Source organism: Bacillus sp. z50, from assembly GCF_058313585.1.
Genome location: NZ_JBZFQL010000008.1, coordinates 77,027 through 93,878 on the forward strand (window position 1 = coordinate 77,027; position 16,852 = coordinate 93,878).

Annotated in this window: 13 protein-coding genes and 2 rRNA genes; 4 read left to right on the forward strand and 11 right to left on the reverse strand. The window is 41.0% G+C overall.

What is annotated here, in order from left to right:
* Nucleotides 1-8: 8 nt before the first annotated feature.
* Complete coding sequence (locus tag AC4G3N_RS17710) at nt 9-728, reverse strand: signal peptidase I (protein ID WP_491090869.1); 720 nt, start codon at nt 726-728, stop codon at nt 9-11.
* Between the two features lie 18 nt (nt 729-746).
* Complete coding sequence (locus AC4G3N_RS17715) at nt 747-1,292, reverse strand: hypothetical protein (protein ID WP_491090871.1); 546 nt, start codon at nt 1,290-1,292, stop codon at nt 747-749.
* 673 nt (nt 1,293-1,965) lie between these two features.
* Here AC4G3N_RS17715 and AC4G3N_RS17720 point away from each other — a divergent pair.
* Nucleotides 1,966-2,307 carry a glycine zipper family protein gene (locus AC4G3N_RS17720; RefSeq protein WP_491090884.1) on the forward strand — a complete coding sequence of 114 codons (342 nt, stop codon included), beginning with the start codon at nt 1,966-1,968 and terminating at the stop codon, nt 2,305-2,307.
* An 855-nt stretch (nt 2,308-3,162) separates the two neighbouring features.
* On the opposite strand, the gene groL is transcribed toward AC4G3N_RS17720, so the two are convergent.
* On the reverse strand, nt 3,163-4,797 hold the full coding sequence (gene groL, locus AC4G3N_RS17725; protein ID WP_066109987.1) for a chaperonin GroEL: 1,635 nt from the start codon (nt 4,795-4,797) through the stop codon (nt 3,163-3,165).
* A gap of 57 nt (nt 4,798-4,854) precedes the next feature.
* Nucleotides 4,855-5,139 (reverse strand): co-chaperone GroES, encoded by a 285-nt coding sequence (gene groES / locus AC4G3N_RS17730; protein ID WP_066109990.1) that lies wholly within the window; start codon nt 5,137-5,139, stop codon nt 4,855-4,857.
* Nucleotides 5,140-5,439: 300 nt separating this feature from the next.
* Between groES and AC4G3N_RS17735 the strand changes: the two genes are divergently transcribed.
* Nucleotides 5,440-6,171, forward strand: a complete 732-nt coding sequence (locus tag AC4G3N_RS17735; RefSeq protein WP_066109993.1) for a CPBP family intramembrane glutamic endopeptidase — start codon at nt 5,440-5,442, stop codon at nt 6,169-6,171.
* A complete protein-coding gene (locus AC4G3N_RS17740; protein ID WP_066109994.1) occupies nt 6,168-6,380 on the forward strand; it encodes a YdiK family protein in 213 nt (70 codons plus the stop codon). Before AC4G3N_RS17735 ends, AC4G3N_RS17740 begins: the two co-directional genes overlap by 4 nt.
* Before the next feature lie 36 nt (nt 6,381-6,416).
* Here AC4G3N_RS17740 and AC4G3N_RS17745 read toward each other — a convergent pair whose 3' ends face one another.
* On the reverse strand, nt 6,417-7,076 hold the full coding sequence (locus AC4G3N_RS17745) for a redox-sensing transcriptional repressor Rex (RefSeq protein ID WP_066109997.1): 660 nt from the start codon (nt 7,074-7,076) through the stop codon (nt 6,417-6,419).
* Nucleotides 7,077-7,715: 639 nt separating this feature from the next.
* Between AC4G3N_RS17745 and AC4G3N_RS17750 the strand changes: the two genes are divergently transcribed.
* Nucleotides 7,716-9,638 (forward strand): ABC-F family ATP-binding cassette domain-containing protein, encoded by a 1,923-nt coding sequence (locus AC4G3N_RS17750; protein ID WP_491090874.1) that lies wholly within the window; start codon nt 7,716-7,718, stop codon nt 9,636-9,638.
* A 375-nt stretch (nt 9,639-10,013) separates the two neighbouring features.
* Here the strand turns inward: AC4G3N_RS17750 and tsaD are convergent, their stop codons facing one another.
* The 6 genes from tsaD to AC4G3N_RS17780 all read right to left on the reverse strand — a co-directional run bounded on the left by tsaD (nt 10,014) and on the right by AC4G3N_RS17780 (nt 16,833).
* Nucleotides 10,014-11,030 carry a tRNA (adenosine(37)-N6)-threonylcarbamoyltransferase complex transferase subunit TsaD gene (tsaD, locus tag AC4G3N_RS17755; RefSeq protein ID WP_254654741.1) on the reverse strand — a complete coding sequence of 339 codons (1,017 nt, stop codon included), beginning with the start codon at nt 11,028-11,030 and terminating at the stop codon, nt 10,014-10,016.
* Nucleotides 11,027-11,479: a ribosomal protein S18-alanine N-acetyltransferase gene (gene rimI / locus AC4G3N_RS17760; protein WP_066110006.1), complete on the reverse strand. Its 453-nt coding sequence runs from the start codon at nt 11,477-11,479 to the stop codon at nt 11,027-11,029. Before rimI ends, tsaD begins: the two co-directional genes overlap by 4 nt.
* Nucleotides 11,479-12,183, reverse strand: coding sequence for a tRNA (adenosine(37)-N6)-threonylcarbamoyltransferase complex dimerization subunit type 1 TsaB (gene tsaB, locus AC4G3N_RS17765; RefSeq protein ID WP_066110009.1), 705 nt, complete (start codon nt 12,181-12,183; stop codon nt 11,479-11,481). The genes rimI and tsaB overlap by 1 nt, the downstream gene beginning before the upstream one ends.
* Nucleotides 12,183-12,641, reverse strand: a complete 459-nt coding sequence (gene tsaE / locus AC4G3N_RS17770) for a tRNA (adenosine(37)-N6)-threonylcarbamoyltransferase complex ATPase subunit type 1 TsaE (RefSeq protein WP_066110012.1) — start codon at nt 12,639-12,641, stop codon at nt 12,183-12,185. Before tsaE ends, tsaB begins: the two co-directional genes overlap by 1 nt.
* A gap of 1,069 nt (nt 12,642-13,710) precedes the next feature.
* Nucleotides 13,711-13,827: ribosomal RNA gene (gene rrf / locus AC4G3N_RS17775) — 5S ribosomal RNA — on the reverse strand.
* 70 nt (nt 13,828-13,897) lie between these two features.
* Nucleotides 13,898-16,833 (reverse strand): 23S ribosomal RNA (locus tag AC4G3N_RS17780).
* Nucleotides 16,834-16,852: the final 19 nt, after the last annotated feature.

The following is a 16,852-nucleotide window of genomic DNA, read 5'->3' on the forward strand; positions in this document are numbered from 1 at the left end:
AGATTCCCCTATTCACCGTTACCTTGTGTATATGTAGCAGCATCATTGCTGTTTACACCATTGTTAGTCGTTCCAAGCTGTTCTTTCAATTTCAATAGCTCTTCCATCATCTTTTGAGATTCAGCTCGTTCTTTTGCAATTTCGTCTCTCTCTGCTTGCAGCTCGGCTTTTTGTTCGGATTTGTACTTTCTAAATAGCCGAATACTATCCATTAAATGAATGACAATCAACAACATAAATGGAATGAAAATACAACAAATATAACCTGGTGTAGTCTTTAAAAACTGGAAGAATGTCCCCACTTTTGGAATATGAGTTTCGTATTTACCTAACACATACTCGTATGTAACTACTGTTTCATCGTCTGTATTTGTCGTTGTTCCGTATGTAATAAATCCGGGGTTTCCATTCGCACCCGTCGTTAAACTTCTGATTTTATGAGTAACTGTTTCTCCATAATTGTCAGTACCTGTGGAAGTATAGGCAATAATATCTCCTTCCTTCAAGGTGGACGGATCTGTTTCTTTTACAAGAACTAAATCCCCTGCATTAAAATCTGTCTTACTCATGGAATCAGATAAGACAATAAAGGGTTTATACCCAAAAAGATTTCGTTCCGGCTGATCAAAGGTCGTTACAGAGATGATTGTAAACACCATCATCCCTATACTTGCTACCATAAGGAACCACGTCATGATGGCTTTCATGATATGTAACGCTTTTTTCATTTCCTTGTTGTTTCCTCCTTAGTCAAATTCTCTATCTGGATTATTTTTCGTTTGTACTGCATCTGCACAAAGGGTAAAGGTTAATGTTGCATCTTGCGTACTACGGCTTTCTTTTGGATAATGGAACTCAATTTCCAATTCTTTTTTTTCTTTTAAACGTAATGGATCATTAGCTGAAGATACCATCTGTCTTGTAAGTTCACTTGGTTTACCAAAAAATAAAACTTGTTCATCATCACGAATGGTCACTTCAATCACATCAGCAAGTCCACCTGTAATGTCGTCAAAATATATCTTGTAATAAGCTTCACATGTGCTGTTGTTTTGAATATAGAATTCCTTTGCAACGGTCATACCTGGCTTAAAAAGATACTCATGTTCCTCAATAACTGGTTTACCATCATTTAGATCAATATCTATTTTCCCGACACTAAAAATATTGTTATTTACCCACACCATCGACCATATAAGAGCAAAGGTGGTAATACAAAGGCAAATAGAAAGTATGAAAATTGCAGCAACACTTGTTTTCAACTTTTTGCCTGTCTGTTGATTATTTTGCATATGGCTCGCTCTCCTATTTTTTGTGTTTTTTCGGAAGGAGTTTTAATATCAGCAGTGAACCTGTTATAAAACTAAGCGCTAATGCTACATTTGAATAATCTAGCTTACCAGGTGCACGAACTAAATTAGCTTTTTCATCTACCCACCATCTGAAATCAGCTTTCAATTCCGTACTGTCCATATACTCATTCCCAACCGAAGTATCAAGATAGGTGGAAATTTCGTAATACAATTCTTCCGTTTTTGCAGTATCTGATTTTTCCAACGTATATGTTTCTAATTCACCCATATCTCTCATTAATCCGTCATAGAGAACATCTCCACTATTAAGAAGAACAACTTTTAGCTTCAATACTTCTAATAATTTTTCTGGTTTGTTATGTATATCTACCAAAAATTTTATTGTACCGGAGTTTTTATATGACACCTTAAGACAGAAATTCTTTACTTCTAAATCACCAGGCAACATATTGGTTACCTTAAAAGGCTCATTGTCTATGAACTGTCCTTTATGGAGTGAAATAACGGTTGATGTAGGTTTACTACTATCACTGTCGCTATCGCTATCGTTAGAACCATTGTTAGAGCTATCGTTAGAGCTATCGTTAGAGCTATCGTTAGAGCTATCGTTAGAGCTATCGTTAGAGCCACCGTTAGTGCCACCGTTAGTGCCATCGTTAGTGCCACCGTTAGTGCCACCGTTGGAGCCATCGTTGGAGCCACCGTTAGTGCCATCGTTGGAGCCACCGTTAGTGCCACCGTTGGAGCCATCGTTGGAGCCATCGTTGGAGCCATCGTTGGAGCCATCGTTGGAGCCACCGTTAGTGCCATTACTTTCTATAGTAATATGGTCTTCGTTCGAAGAGTTGCTATTATCTGTTCCAGTATTATTTTCCGTATTCTCTGTTTGATTGTTTGTATTACCGCCATCTTCAGGGATAATATAATTTTCAGGCACACTGACAGATGTCGATTCTTTCGATGCAAAATGCTTATATATCCCTATTCCTATTAGAGCAACAAGGCTTATGCATAGTAGGATCAATAAGATGGTAATTATCTTTTTGTATTTTTTATCACGTTCCACTCTACCTTCCTCCTTGTTCCTTTTTTCATTAGAAATAAAAAATGCATTCCACTTTTAAAGGAATACACATTAAAATGACAGTTATTTCTTTTTCCAAAAGAGTACCCTTTAATTTTGTACAGTCCATTTTTCAATTAATTTACCAAGTATTTAATGCTAGCTCGTATGTTACTTGCTATCTCCATAAAAAGCCTATTTTTTATATATTATTAATTGTAAAAGATTTATATTTTCTCCAATATATATTCCTCTCGGAAAAATCTATCTTTTCAGGAGTTTCTTTATCTTTTATTATTATATCAACATAATTTTTTATAGCAATAAAATTTTTAAAAACCAAACTTAACATTTTTGTATGAATTTTTTATCTCCTGTTAATCTTTAAAATATACGATTCCCTTTAACCTTCTCATCATCCACACCTCCAAAAAAAGGTGATTTCTCTTCTGTTATTTACTATATTAAAAAAGTTTTAGAGATCTATATTCTTAAGTCTTCCAAACTTTTAACAAGCAATATAAAAAACAACTATACAAATGTTAGTTGGTTTCTTTTAAATATATATCGAGATAGCGTTATTTTAATTCCAAGACAGTTATATATGGAAAAACATAGGTACTGGTGGTGTAATTCCTAAAAGAAGAATTCATTTTTACCAAACTATTTAAAGAAATAAAAAGAGGCTTCTCATAAATTAATGAGAAGCCTCTAATCGGGCGAGAAATGTTAGCATCTCTCTTATCCCCTATTCAAAATCCTTATATATCAAGGGTTTGGGGCTGATTACATCATGCCGCCCATTCCGCCCATACCACCCATGTCAGGCATTCCGCCGCCTGCACCAGCTGGCTCTGGCTTGTCAGCAACAACTGCTTCAGTTGTTAAGAACATAGCTGCAACAGAAGCTGCGTTTTGAAGTGCAGAACGAGTTACTTTAGTAGGATCCACGATACCGGATTCGATCATGTTTACCCATTGGCCATTAGCTGCATTGAAGCCAATGCCGATTTCTTCTTTTTTAAGACGTTCTACAACTACAGAACCTTCAAGGCCTGCGTTGTGAGCGATTTGGCGAACTGGCTCTTCAAGAGCACGAAGTACGATGTTAACACCAGTTTGTGCATCGCCTTCAAGTTCCACAGCAGCCACTTTATTGTACACACTTACAAGTGCAGTACCACCACCGGCTACGATACCTTCTTCAACAGCAGCACGAGTGGAGTTTAGAGCATCTTCAATGCGAAGTTTGCGCTCTTTCAATTCTGTTTCAGTTGCTGCACCTACTTTGATAACGGCTACGCCGCCAGCAAGTTTAGCAAGACGCTCTTGTAATTTTTCTTTATCAAATTCAGAAGTAGTTTCTTCTAATTGGGAACGAATTTGATTGATACGTGCACCGATTTCGCTAGTTTCTCCAGCACCTTCAACGATTGTAGTTGTTTCTTTTGTAACAACAACTTTCGCAGCGCGTCCAAGAGAAGTTAATGTAGCAGATTTAAGGTCACGGCCTAGTTCTTCAGTGATTACTTCACCGCCAGTTAATGCAGCGATGTCTTCAAGCATAGCTTTACGACGGTCACCGAATCCAGGAGCTTTAACAGCTACTGCATTGAATGTTCCGCGAAGTTTGTTCACAACTAGAGTTGCTTGTGCTTCACCTTCAACATCCTCAGCAATTAGCAATAAAGGTTTACCTTGTTGAACAACTTGTTCAAGGACAGGAAGTACTTCCTGGATGTTAGAGATTTTCTTATCTGTGATCAAGATGTATGGATTTTCTAGTACAGCTTCCATTTTATCGGAATCTGTTACCATGTATGGAGAAGAATATCCACGGTCGAATTGCATACCTTCTACTACATCTAGTTCAGTTGTAAATCCTTTGGATTCTTCGATTGTGATAACTCCGTCGTTACCAACGCGTTCCATTGCTTCAGCAATTAGAGCGCCAACTTCTTCGTCAGCAGAAGAAATCGCAGCAACTTGTGCAATGGATTCTTTGCCTTCGATTGGTTTGGAGATTGCTTGTAATTCTTCAATTGCAACAGAAACAGCTTTTTCAATCCCTTTACGAACGCCCATTGGGTTAGCGCCAGCTGTTACGTTTTTCAATCCTTCACGAATCATAGCTTGGGCAAGAACTGTTGCAGTAGTTGTACCGTCACCAGCAATTTCATTTGTTTTGCTTGCTACTTCTGCAACCAATTTAGCACCCATGTTTTCAAACGCGTCTTCAAGCTCGATTTCTTTTGCGATTGTTACACCATCATTTGTGATAAGTGGGGAACCGAATTTCTTTTCAAGAACAACGTTACGTCCTTTTGGTCCAAGTGTAACTTTTACTGTATCAGCTAATGCATCTACCCCACGTAACATAGCGCGGCGAGCTTCTTCACTAAATTTAATATCTTTTGCCATACGTAAATTACCTCCTCGATTTTTTTGTTATGTCTTATTTTTTAATCGACATTTTCGTTAAGCAATAACGGCCAAAATGTCGCTTTCACGTAAAATTAAGTATTCTTTACCTTCGTATTTAATTTCTGTACCTGAATATTTAGAGAAGATAATATGATCGCCTTCAGATACTTCCAATCCTACTCGCTCACCATTCTCAAGGACACGGCCTGTTCCTACCGCTACAATTTTGCCTTCAGATGGTTTTTCTTTGGCAGTGTCTGGTAACACGATGCCGCTTGCAGTTTTTTCCTCTTGTGCGACAAGTTCAATCACAACGCGATCTCCTAGTGGCTTTAACAAGTAAAACTACCTCCTTAAAGTTATCTCCATTTTTATTAGCACTCATCATCGTTGAGTGCTAACACAATTTATAGTTTAAATAAAGAACCAATGATTTGCAAGTAATATTAGTTAAAATTTTTAAATTTTATCACCATTTATTTATCTTACCCAAATAAGGTCTAAATATCCTTTTTATTTCAGTTTGGTAGATGAAGAGAAGGAAAATGTTTCGCAATTGTAACTATGAGGTAAAAACGGTTAAAATTAAAGATATACGCAATCTAATATCTATATAAAAGATTAAGGGAGTTTTTCTATTTGAAAAAATATTACTGGTCAATTCTCATTACCTATATTGCCATGCAATTTTCTTCTATTCTTGGTATCCCAATTATGCTGGTTTTCTTATCGAACACGAATATCCCCGCGGAACGGATAGAAGTATTGGCTGCAGGGTATTGGATTGTTATAAGCTTTATTCTGGCTTCTATCATTACTCTAGTCCTACTGAGATATGAAAAAAATAATAGAAGCTTAGGCGATCAGGCAAGTGTGGGAGCTTCGATCGGCTGGGCAATTGGCGGAGTATTTCTTGCTTTGTTTTCACAATCTATAGCTGGTAATATCGAACGAATTATTGGTATTCCTACCGGGTCTGAAAATACACAGAATATACTCGGTCTCATTGAGGCAGTACCGCTTGTTATGGTAGTCAGTTCTGTACTTGGGCCATTTTTAGAAGAGATTGTCTTTAGGAAAATTATCTTTGGCACATTACACAAGCGATTGAATTTCTTCCTGAGCGCGTTAATCAGTTCACTGATCTTTGCCGTTGCTCACATGGAATTTGTACATATCCTGCTTTATACAGCAATGGGATTCACATTTGCTTATTTATATGTTAAAACAAAGAGAATCCTTGTTCCTATTTTTGCCCACATTACTATGAATACATTAGTTGTAATCGTACAATCACTTTACAAAGATGATATATTAAAAAATATGGAAGAGCTTAATAAAGTTCAAAGCTTTATCGGAGGTTTGTTATGAGACGTTCACCGTTGTATATGGCAACGACTTACTTAATTTTAGGTGCTATTTTTATATTTTTTGCTGTTCAAAATGTATCACGCAGCGGTTGGGATTTCTTTACCTATTTCCTGATCATACTGGCTACACTTGATGTTGGTTCAGGAATCCGCTTGGTGATGATTCATAAGCAAATAAAGAAAATGAAAAGTGAAAAACCAAAAGAATAACAAAAAAAATCTCGGAGGGAAAACCTTCGAGATTTTTTATTCTGTATCTTCCGTATTTCCGGATGGATAATGTTTAAGAAAATATACTAATGATTGCAATTCGACTGCAAGGTCAATATGATGGACACGAATGCTGTCTGGCACATTCAGACGTGCCGGCGTAAAGTTTAAAATAGCCTTAATGTTCGCAGCCACTAAACGATCTGTAATAGATTGGGCAACCTGTGATGGAACTGTTAAAATAGCTACACTAATATCTTGCTTTTCAAGTTTTTTCTCCAGTTCATCCATATGATAGAGCGGAACATCCCCTATAAGGGTTCCTACTTTATCAGGAGAAACATCAAACGCCATTTCAATCTTTGTATTATTATTTTTCATAAAATTATAATTTAAGAAAGCTGTACCTAGATTCCCGACTCCAATTAGAGCTACCTTTGTAATCTCATCTTGATCGAGAGTTTTTCTAAAGAAGGATAATAGATAATTAACATTGTAACCATACCCTTTTTTACCTAAAGCACCAAAGTACGAGAAATCTCTTCGTATAGTAGCTGAATCTACTTTAACAGCTTCACTTAGTTCTGCGGAAGAAACTCGTAGTTTTCCTGACGCGTGTAGATTTTGTATAAAACGATAATATAATGGAAGTCGTTTGGCTGTAGCCTGCGGTATTTTAGTATTTTCCTGCAAAATTAATTCCCTTCTCCCTATTCTTTCTTGTCAATCGTTACTCCATATATCAAAACTGCCTTTGATAATCCCGACTGGTTTTACCCCCCGGTTTTCCAATGAAAATAGTTTCCTTCAATAACCATTGATTTTTCGATTGCTTTGCACATAACATATAAGGTTAATCAAGTATTGCTGAAACAGCTGTTATTTCTTACTTTCGTTTTTAAGATTATACGAATAATTAATCTATTCATATTTTCAGCCTTTTTCCATATAAAATCAATATCTAATCCTTGGAGTGCCCGGGTATCACATAGAAATTATATCAGAAGTTTTCTTCACTACCATAATTCTAACTATCTTAGCTATGTATAATACGCCGCTTTTTTATCAATGATTCGTTACTTTTATATTCGAGCAAAATACTAGGACTAGCGGTTCTGATTGTTTCCAGGTTACCTCCGCGATACCAATCATATGGGATCTTTCCTGATTAATAAAGCACGTAAATTCACTGAAAGTTTATTCTCCTATTCCTATTCTATAATATTTCTATCATTTTTGGTAATTTTTGTGTGAGTATTCACAAATTTTCTATTAAGTTGCGGTGCTTATCAAGAGTAGGCTACACTTAAGGTATGTACTTCTTGAGGTGAGAATATGATTATTTTACAAGTTAATAATGTATCCAAATATTATGGAGCTGAAGCAATTTTATCTACTATTAAGCTCGAAGTTCAAACGAAAGACCGTATAGCACTTGTTGGCAGAAACGGTGCAGGAAAATCCACCCTGCTTAAGATCATTGCAGGTCACCTTTCACATGACAGTGGGGAGATCTATAAGCCAAAAGATGTTTCGATTGGATATTTGGCTCAAAATACCGGTCTCCAATCAGACCGCTCTATTTGGGATGAAATGATCTCTGTTTTTGAAGGCTTACAAAAACAAGAAGATGAATTGAGATTATTGGAAAAATCTATGGCTGATCCTTCTGTCTACAATGATGAACAAAAATATAACCGGGTATTAAAAGATTACGATCGTCTCCAGGAGCAATTTAAAAATTCTGGCGGTTACCAAATGGAAGCAGATGTACGTTCTGTCTTACACGGTCTGCGTTTCTCGGATTATGATTATACTACATCTATTAATTCCTTAAGCGGCGGCCAAAAAACCAGGCTTGCACTAGGTAAATTATTATTAACGAAACCTGATTTACTGATTCTAGACGAGCCGACCAACCATCTTGATATCGATACATTAAGCTGGCTCGAAGGCTATCTTCAATCTTACCCTGGCGCTATCCTAATTGTTTCCCATGATCGTTATTTCCTTGATAAGGTTGTCCATCAAGTAATGGAGCTTTCCCGAACATCAATTAAGAAATATACAGGGAATTACAGCAGATACTTAGAGCAAAAGGCAGAGGAATACGAACGTAATGCAAAGCTTTATGAAAAACAGCAGGATGAGATTGCAAAATTAAAAGATTTTGTCCAAAGAAACATGGCCAGAGCATCTACAACTAAACGAGCCCAGAGCCGGCAAAAGGCCCTGCAGCGTATGGAAGTAATGGATCGGCCCTTGGGCGATGAAAAATCAGCTAATTTTACCTTTGAGATTGAAAAGCAAAGTGGTAATGAAGTTCTTCAGGCAAATGATTTGTCTATTGGATATGAAGCATCTGTTGCCAGCCACTTGAACTTTAGAATCACTAGAGGAGAAAGCATTGCACTGATTGGTCCTAATGGGGTAGGGAAATCTACTTTATTAAAAACATTGATTAACAGAATTCCGGCTTTGCATGGAGATTTTCAGCTCGGTGCCAATGTGACACTCGGATATTATGATCAAGAGCAGGCTAATCTATCGTCCAACAAAACTGTGCTAAATGAGTTATGGGATGACTTCCCTAACCAACCTGAAAAGGATATCCGATCCATATTAGGAAACTTTCTATTCAGCGGAGACGATGTAATGAAAACTGTCTCTACCTTGAGCGGTGGTGAAAAAGCACGGCTGGCTCTTTCAAAATTAATGATGCAAAAAGCCAACCTTTTAATTTTAGATGAGCCGACCAACCACTTGGATTTGGACAGTAAATTAGTGCTTGAAAATGCACTGGTTGATTATTCAGGCACTCTCCTCTTTGTATCCCATGACCGTTACTTTATCAATCGAATTGCCGATAAAGTATTGGAAATGAAAGCAGATGGTACAATTGAATACTTGGGAGATTATGACTACTATATTCAGAAAAAACAAGAACAAGCGGAACTCGCTGAACTGGAAAAACCAGCGGATTCTATCTCCAACAATCGCCCTGTTTCAGATAAAACTACTTATCAGGAGGACAAGGAGCTTAAAAAGAAAGAGCGCCAACGCCAAAGACGTATCGCAGAAATTGAAACTACCATTGAAGAACTTGATACACGGATATCCGATTTAAATACACAATTATGTGATCCGGAAATCTATCAGGACCATGAGAAATCATTGGAAATCCAGACAACTCTTACAGCAACTGAAGAAGAATTGGAAGCATTAATGGAAGAGTGGACTTCTCTACAAGACGAATAAATCAAGATAAAAAACCAAGTTAGGGATGGCTTGGTTTTTATCAACATTTTTATCCACATTAAAAAAGTTATAAAATAAGGTTTATTTTGATTTTTCCACATTATCCACAGATTTCAAATCTTTTATCCACAGAATCTGTTGATAACACGTAGTTATCCACAATTATTCGAGTGCTTTTACTTTTCAATCAATTTTTTTACCAATAAAATAAGGCTGGGACAAAAGGTTTCCAGCAACTAAAAAAGCCGAACTATTATAAAGTGCAGTTTAAGCATTATTAATAATAGTTCGGCTTTTTCTATTTAGTTTAATAAAAATTCAATACATCGTTCGGTTTTGGACACAGCAAATTTAGTTATGTCCCAGCCTCATTTTTTATTCCAATATCAATCCTGGATTTGCATTTAAGTCCATGGCAGCTCGTTTGCCTTTTTCAAATGCAATACTACCTGCTGCAGCAATCATTGCTGCATTATCTGTACATAAATAAAGTGGAGGTATAATCAATTCTACTTCCTTTTTGTCTATAAAAGCTTTTTCTAATTTAGTTCTTAATCCTTTATTGGCAGCAACCCCGCCGGCTAACAGTACTTGTTTCACCTGGAACTCCTCTGCTGCTTTTACGGTTTTAGTTACTAAGACATCAATTACACTTTCCTGAAAGCTGCAAGCCAGATCCTCAGGAGCTAACACTTCACCTTTTTGGTTGGCATTATGCAATGTATTTATAACAGCCGATTTTAATCCGCTGAAACTGAAATCATATGAATCCTCTTCTAGCCATGCACGAGGCAGTTTAACTGTTGGCTGACCTTCATGCGCCAGTCGATCAATATGAGGGCCGCCCGGATAAGGTAGCTTTAGCGTACGAGCTACCTTATCATATGCTTCACCGGCTGCATCATCTCTTGTTTCCCCTATAACGTCAAAAGCTCCATGCTCCTTCATCAACACCAGCTCCGTATGGCCACCGGATACAACCAATGCAAGGAGGGGAAAGGAAAACTCAGTGAGAATTCTGTTTGCATATATATGTCCAGCGATATGATGTACATTAATAAGTGGAATTCCATGAGCAAAAGCCAATGCTTTTGCCGCATTTACGCCTATTAAGAGAGCTCCCACTAACCCAGGACCTTCAGTAACCGCAATTCCATCAAGATCATCCCAAGAGATTTCTGCTTTCTCCAATGCCTCTTCAACTACAAGGGTAATTGCTTCAACATGATGCCTTGAAGCAATTTCAGGAACGACTCCGCCAAAACGTTTATGGCTCTCGATTTGAGAAGCTACAACATTTGAAAGAATTTCTCGGCCATTTTTTATTACTGCTGCTGCGGTTTCATCACAGCTGGTTTCTATACCTAATATGATTTGATTTTCTTTATTCACCATAATTCCACCCACATTACTAATGCATCTTCCATATTGTCTGTATAATAAAACTTTCTTATGCCACCGTCTTTAAAGCCCAATTTTCGATAGAGACTTTGAGCAGTTTGGTTTCCGATCCGTACCTCGAGAGTCATTCTTTTCACTCCCATGCTTTGTGCCTTGCCCAACATACGTACCATTAATTCTTCCCCGATTTTTTTGCCTCTCCATTCCGGCAATACAGCAATATTCGTGATATGGCCCTCATCGAGGATGAACCAAGTACCGCAATAACCAATTACTTTCCCCTGGTCCTCTGCTACCAAATAATACGCATATTGATTGTTCATCAGCTCATTATAAAAAGCTTCTTTGCTCCATGGCAAAGTAAAAGAAGCATGCTCTACCTCAATCACACTATCAAGATCCTCTACAGTCATCTTACGAAATGTAATCGTCTGATTCATTACTCTTCCCTCTGTTTCTCTTGAGCTTCTAACCATTTCGCCTCAGCTTCTGCTAAACGTACGTAATTGGGGACAAAGGTGTGGATATCATCACCAGGCAGATTCATGCCATGCAATGCTAATTCACCCGGCCTGGCCTGATGCAACGATAAAGGTGCCATAATAGCCTTATCTCCAAGAATTTCTGTTAGGGCCTCGATATGAATAGGAACATCATTGCCTATGAATAGTATAGGTTGATTGAGTGATTTTAAATGCTCAGCCCACTCAATGGCCAACACATTCTGGTCTTCCTCCAATCTAACTAACTCTCCATTATCCCATTTAAAAAGACTTGTATAAATCTGTCCCCTTCTTGCATCAAACAGTGGACATACCAAACCATTGAAATATCTGCCATTCAGGGCAAGCGCCTCTAAACTTGATACGCCTGATAATTGAATGCCTAGACTCCAGGCCAAAGACTTGGCAATCGTTACGCCAATTCTTACGCCGGTATAAGAACCTGGCCCCTTTGCCACCACGATTTTATCAAGGTCTCCTGGCTTAAGCCCGCATTCCTTCAAAATTGCTTCTATGGAAGGCATCGCCCGTACTGAATGGTTTCGTTTTGTAAATGTTATTTGCTCTCCGATAATCCCTTTTTCATTAGCAACAGCCACTCCCAGGACATTCGTAGATGTATCAATTGCTAATACATTCATTAAAATATCTCCTCACATAGCTTTTCATAAAATTCACCTTTTGGTTCAGCTACAATTCTCCGTCTATCATTCCCATCATGATATAAATATAAGGTCAAAAGCTCTTCCGGCAATTGTCCTTTTATCAGATGAGCCCACTCGACGATCGTAATTCCTTCACCTTCAAAATATTCTTCAAACCCGAAATCTTCCTCTTCATTTTCAATTCGATAAACATCCATGTGATAAAGTGGAAATTTCCCTTTATATTCTTTCATAATGGTAAAGGTCGGGCTATTTACATTTCTTGTTACACCAATTGCTTTAGCAATTCCCTTGCTAAATGTTGTTTTGCCTGCACCTAGGTCTCCCTCAAGCGCAATTACAGATCCGGGAATCAGGCGACTTCCAATTTCCTCTGCCAGCTTCCTGGTCTCTTCTTCACTATTACAAATTCTCATATATTCGGTCACAGTCATTCACCATGCTTTATATTTTATTATTAAAGTTTACATTATTTTAGTGTGTAAATCCAATTTCGTTTTTTTAGGTTGGCGTAAGGTTAGAAATAAGGATTAGGTAATGAAGAATTTACCTCTTTACGCATAGATATATTGCAAGAGATCAGGTCTTCTACAGTTTTGTTATTGTATACTTCACACAGCTTCAATACAGTGTGACACGGCTTCGGTACGCTTTACGCCGAACTTTATGGTTTATGTGTAACCTTGCCTTGGGATAGATCGCCGCGGGGCATAGGTGGGGTATAGGTGTCTCATAGGCAGAGCATAGCTACTTTCCTACACACTTCACCCACCTTTCAACAACCTTTACCCTGGTATACGTCGGGCATAGGTGTTCCATAGGTGGAACATAGCTGCTTCCCTCCATACTTCACCCACCTTTCAACCACCTTTACCCCCGTATAGGTCGGGCATAGGTGCCTCATAGGTGGAGCATAGCTGCTTTCCTACACACTTCGCCTACCTTTCAACCACCTTTACCCCGGTATAGATCGGGCATAGGTGCCTCATAGGTGGAGCATAGCTGCTTTCCTCCATACTTCGCCTACCTTTCAACCACCTTTACCCCGGTATAGGTCGGGCATAGGTGATCCATAGGTGGAACATAGCTGCTTTCCTCCATACTTTACCCACCTTTCAACCACCTTTACCCCAGTATAGGTCGGGCATAAGTGCCTCATAGGTGGAGCATAGCTGCTTTCCTACACACTTCACCTACCTTTTAACCACCTTTGCCCGGGTATAGGTCGGGCATAGGTGTCCCATAGGTGGAACATAGCTGCTTTCCTACACACTTCGCCTACCTTTCAACCAATCTTTGCCCGGGCTAAGTGCAGTATAGGTGATGGTAGACCCAGAATAGCGCGCCTTTCCCATACCTTATTCACGTCTTTAAGATATTCCATTGACTGTGGATTGATCCCGACTCCTCACTCCTCCAGCTCCAACAAGTATCCAAAATCCTCCTTGCTCCCTAAAAAACCGCACAAAAAAACCAGCTCATCAACTGAACTGGTTTCTGATTGCCCGGCAACGTCCTACTCTCACAGGGACTCGCGTCCCAACTACCATCGGCGCTGAAGAGCTTAACTTCCGTGTTCGGAATGGGAACGGGTGTGGCCTCTTCGCCATCATTACCGGACTATTTGGTTAGAAAGAAATCATTCCTTCAAAACTGGATAATGTACGTTTGGCAAGTATGCTTGAATCATTTGGTTAAGTCCTCGAACGATTAGTATCCGTCAGCTCCATGTGTCACCACACTTCCACCTCGGACCTATCAACCTGATCATCTTTCAGGGTTCTTACTAGCTTGCGCTATGGGAAATCTCATCTCGAGGGGGGCTTCATGCTTAGATGCTTTCAGCACTTATCCCGTCCGCACGTAGCTACCCAGCTATGCTCTTGGCAGAACAACTGGTACACCAGCGGTGCGTCCATCCCGGTCCTCTCGTACTAAGGACAGCTCCTCTCAAATTTCCTGCGCCCACGACGGATAGGGACCGAACTGTCTCACGACGTTCTGAACCCAGCTCGCGTACCGCTTTAATGGGCGAACAGCCCAACCCTTGGGACCGACTACAGCCCCAGGATGCGATGAGCCGACATCGAGGTGCCAAACCTCCCCGTCGATGTGGACTCTTGGGGGAGATAAGCCTGTTATCCCCGGGGTAGCTTTTATCCGTTGAGCGATGGCCCTTCCATGCGGAACCACCGGATCACTAAGCCCGACTTTCGTCCCTGCTCGACTTGTAGGTCTCGCAGTCAAGCTCCCTTGTGCCTTTACACTCTGCGAATGATTTCCAACCATTCTGAGGGAACCTTTGGGCGCCTCCGTTACTCTTTAGGAGGCGACCGCCCCAGTCAAACTGCCCACCTGACACTGTCTCCCACCCCGATCAGGGGTGCGGGTTAGAATGTCAATACAGCCAGGGTAGTATCCCACCGATGCCTCCACCGAAGCTGGCGCTCCGGCTTCAAAGGCTCCTACCTATCCTGTACAAGCTGTACCAAAATTCAATATCAGGCTGCAGTAAAGCTCCACGGGGTCTTTCCGTCCTGTCGCGGGTAACCTGCATCTTCACAGGTACTATAATTTCACCGAGTCTCTCGTTGAGACAGTGCCCAGATCGTTACGCCTTTCGTGCGGGTCGGAACTTACCCGACAAGGAATTTCGCTACCTTAGGACCGTTATAGTTACGGCCGCCGTTTACTGGGGCTTCAATTCGCACCTTCGCTTGCGCTAAGCGCTCCTCTTAACCTTCCAGCACCGGGCAGGCGTCAGCCCCTATACTTCGCCTTGCGGCTTCGCAGAGACCTGTGTTTTTGCTAAACAGTCGCCTGGGCCTTTTCACTGCGGCTCTTCGAGGCTATAAACCTCTAATGAGCACCCCTTCTCCCGAAGTTACGGGGTCATTTTGCCGAGTTCCTTAACGAGAGTTCTCTCGATCACCTTAGGATTCTCTCCTCGCCTACCTGTGTCGGTTTGCGGTACGGGCACCTTCTTCCTCGCTAGAGGCTTTTCTTGGCAGTGTGGAATCAGGAACTTCGGTACTCTAGTTCCCTCGCCATCACAGCTCAGCCTTATGTGATGAGCGGATTTGCCTGCTCATCGGCCTAACTGCTTGGACGCGCATATCCAACAGCGCGCTTACCCTATCCTACTGCGTCCCCCCATCACTCAAATGGAAGAGAGGTGGTACAGGAATATCAACCTGTTGTCCATCGCCTACGCCTTTCGGCCTCGGCTTAGGTCCCGACTAACCCTGAGCGGACGAGCCTTCCTCAGGAAACCTTAGGCATTCGGTGGAAGGGATTCTCACCCTTCTTTCGCTACTCATACCGGCATTCTCACTTCTAAGCGCTCCACATGTCCTTCCGGTCATGCTTCACAGCCCTTAGAACGCTCTCCTACCACGCATACCATACGGTATGCATCCACAGCTTCGGTGATACGTTTAGCCCCGGTACATTTTCGGCGCAGAGTCACTCGACCAGTGAGCTATTACGCACTCTTTAAATGGTGGCTGCTTCTAAGCCAACATCCTGGTTGTCTGGGCAACTCCACATCCTTTTCCACTTAACGTATACTTTGGGACCTTAGCTGGTGGTCTGGGCTGTTTCCCTTTTGACTACGGATCTTATCACTCGCAGTCTGACTCCCGAGTATAAGTCTTTGGCATTCGGAGTTTGTCTGAATTCGGTAACCCGATGAGGGCCCCTAGTCCAAACAGTGCTCTACCTCCAAGACTCTAAACTCGAGGCTAGCCCTAAAGCTATTTCGGAGAGAACCAGCTATCTCCAGGTTCGATTGGAATTTCTCCGCTACCCACACCTCATCCCCGCACTTTTCAACGTGCGTGGGTTCGGACCTCCATCCAGTGTTACCTGGACTTCATCCTGGACATGGGTAGATCACCTGGTTTCGGGTCTACGACCACATACTGCAAACGCCCTATTCAGACTCGCTTTCGCTGCGGCTCCGTCTCATCAACTTAACCTTGCATGGGATCGTAACTCGCCGGTTCATTCTACAAAAGGCACGCCATCACCCATAAAAGGGCTCTGACTACTTGTAGGCACACGGTTTCAGGATCTCTTTCACTCCCCTTCCGGGGTGCTTTTCACCTTTCCCTCACGGTACTGGTTCACTATCGGTCACTAGGGAGTATTTAGCCTTGGGAGATGGTCCTCCCGGATTCCGACGGGATTCCTCGTGTCCCGCCGTACTCAGGATCCACTCGGGAGGGAACGAAGTTTCGACTACAGGGTTGTTACCTTCTCTGACGGACCTTTCCAGGTCGCTTCATCTACCCCGTTCCTTTGTAACTCCACAATGAGTGTCCTACAACCCCAGATGGCAAGCCATCTGGTTTGGGCTGATTCCGTTTCGCTCGCCGCTACTCAGGAAATCGCATTTGCTTTCTCTTCCTCCGGGTACTTAGATGTTTCAGTTCCCCGGGTGTGCCTTCATACACCTATGAATTCAGTGTAAGATACTGCCCCATTACGGGCAGTGGGTTTCCCCATTCGGAAATCTCCGGATCAAAGCTTACTTACAGCTCCCCGAAGCATATCGGTGTTAGTCCCGTCCTTCATCGGCTCCTAGTGCCAAGGCATCCACCGTGCGCCCTTATTAACTTAACCGTTAAAAAACTCTTACTCG

Coding starts and splice junctions, on each gene's coding strand:
- groL (WP_066109987.1), bottom strand. CDS start 4,797: ATGGCAAAAGATATTAAATTTAGTGAAGAAGCTCGCCGCGCTATGTTA.
- tsaB (WP_066110009.1), bottom strand. CDS start 12,183: ATGAATGTATTAGCAATTGATACATCTACGAATGTCCTGGGAGTGGCT.
- AC4G3N_RS17750 (WP_491090874.1), top strand. CDS start 7,716: ATGATTATTTTACAAGTTAATAATGTATCCAAATATTATGGAGCTGAA.
- AC4G3N_RS17740 (WP_066109994.1), top strand. CDS start 6,168: ATGAGACGTTCACCGTTGTATATGGCAACGACTTACTTAATTTTAGGT.
- tsaE (WP_066110012.1), bottom strand. CDS start 12,641: ATGACTGTGACCGAATATATGAGAATTTGTAATAGTGAAGAAGAGACC.
- AC4G3N_RS17710 (WP_491090869.1), bottom strand. CDS start 728: ATGAAAAAAGCGTTACATATCATGAAAGCCATCATGACGTGGTTCCTT.
- rimI (WP_066110006.1), bottom strand. CDS start 11,479: ATGAATCAGACGATTACATTTCGTAAGATGACTGTAGAGGATCTTGAT.
- AC4G3N_RS17715 (WP_491090871.1), bottom strand. CDS start 1,292: ATGCAAAATAATCAACAGACAGGCAAAAAGTTGAAAACAAGTGTTGCT.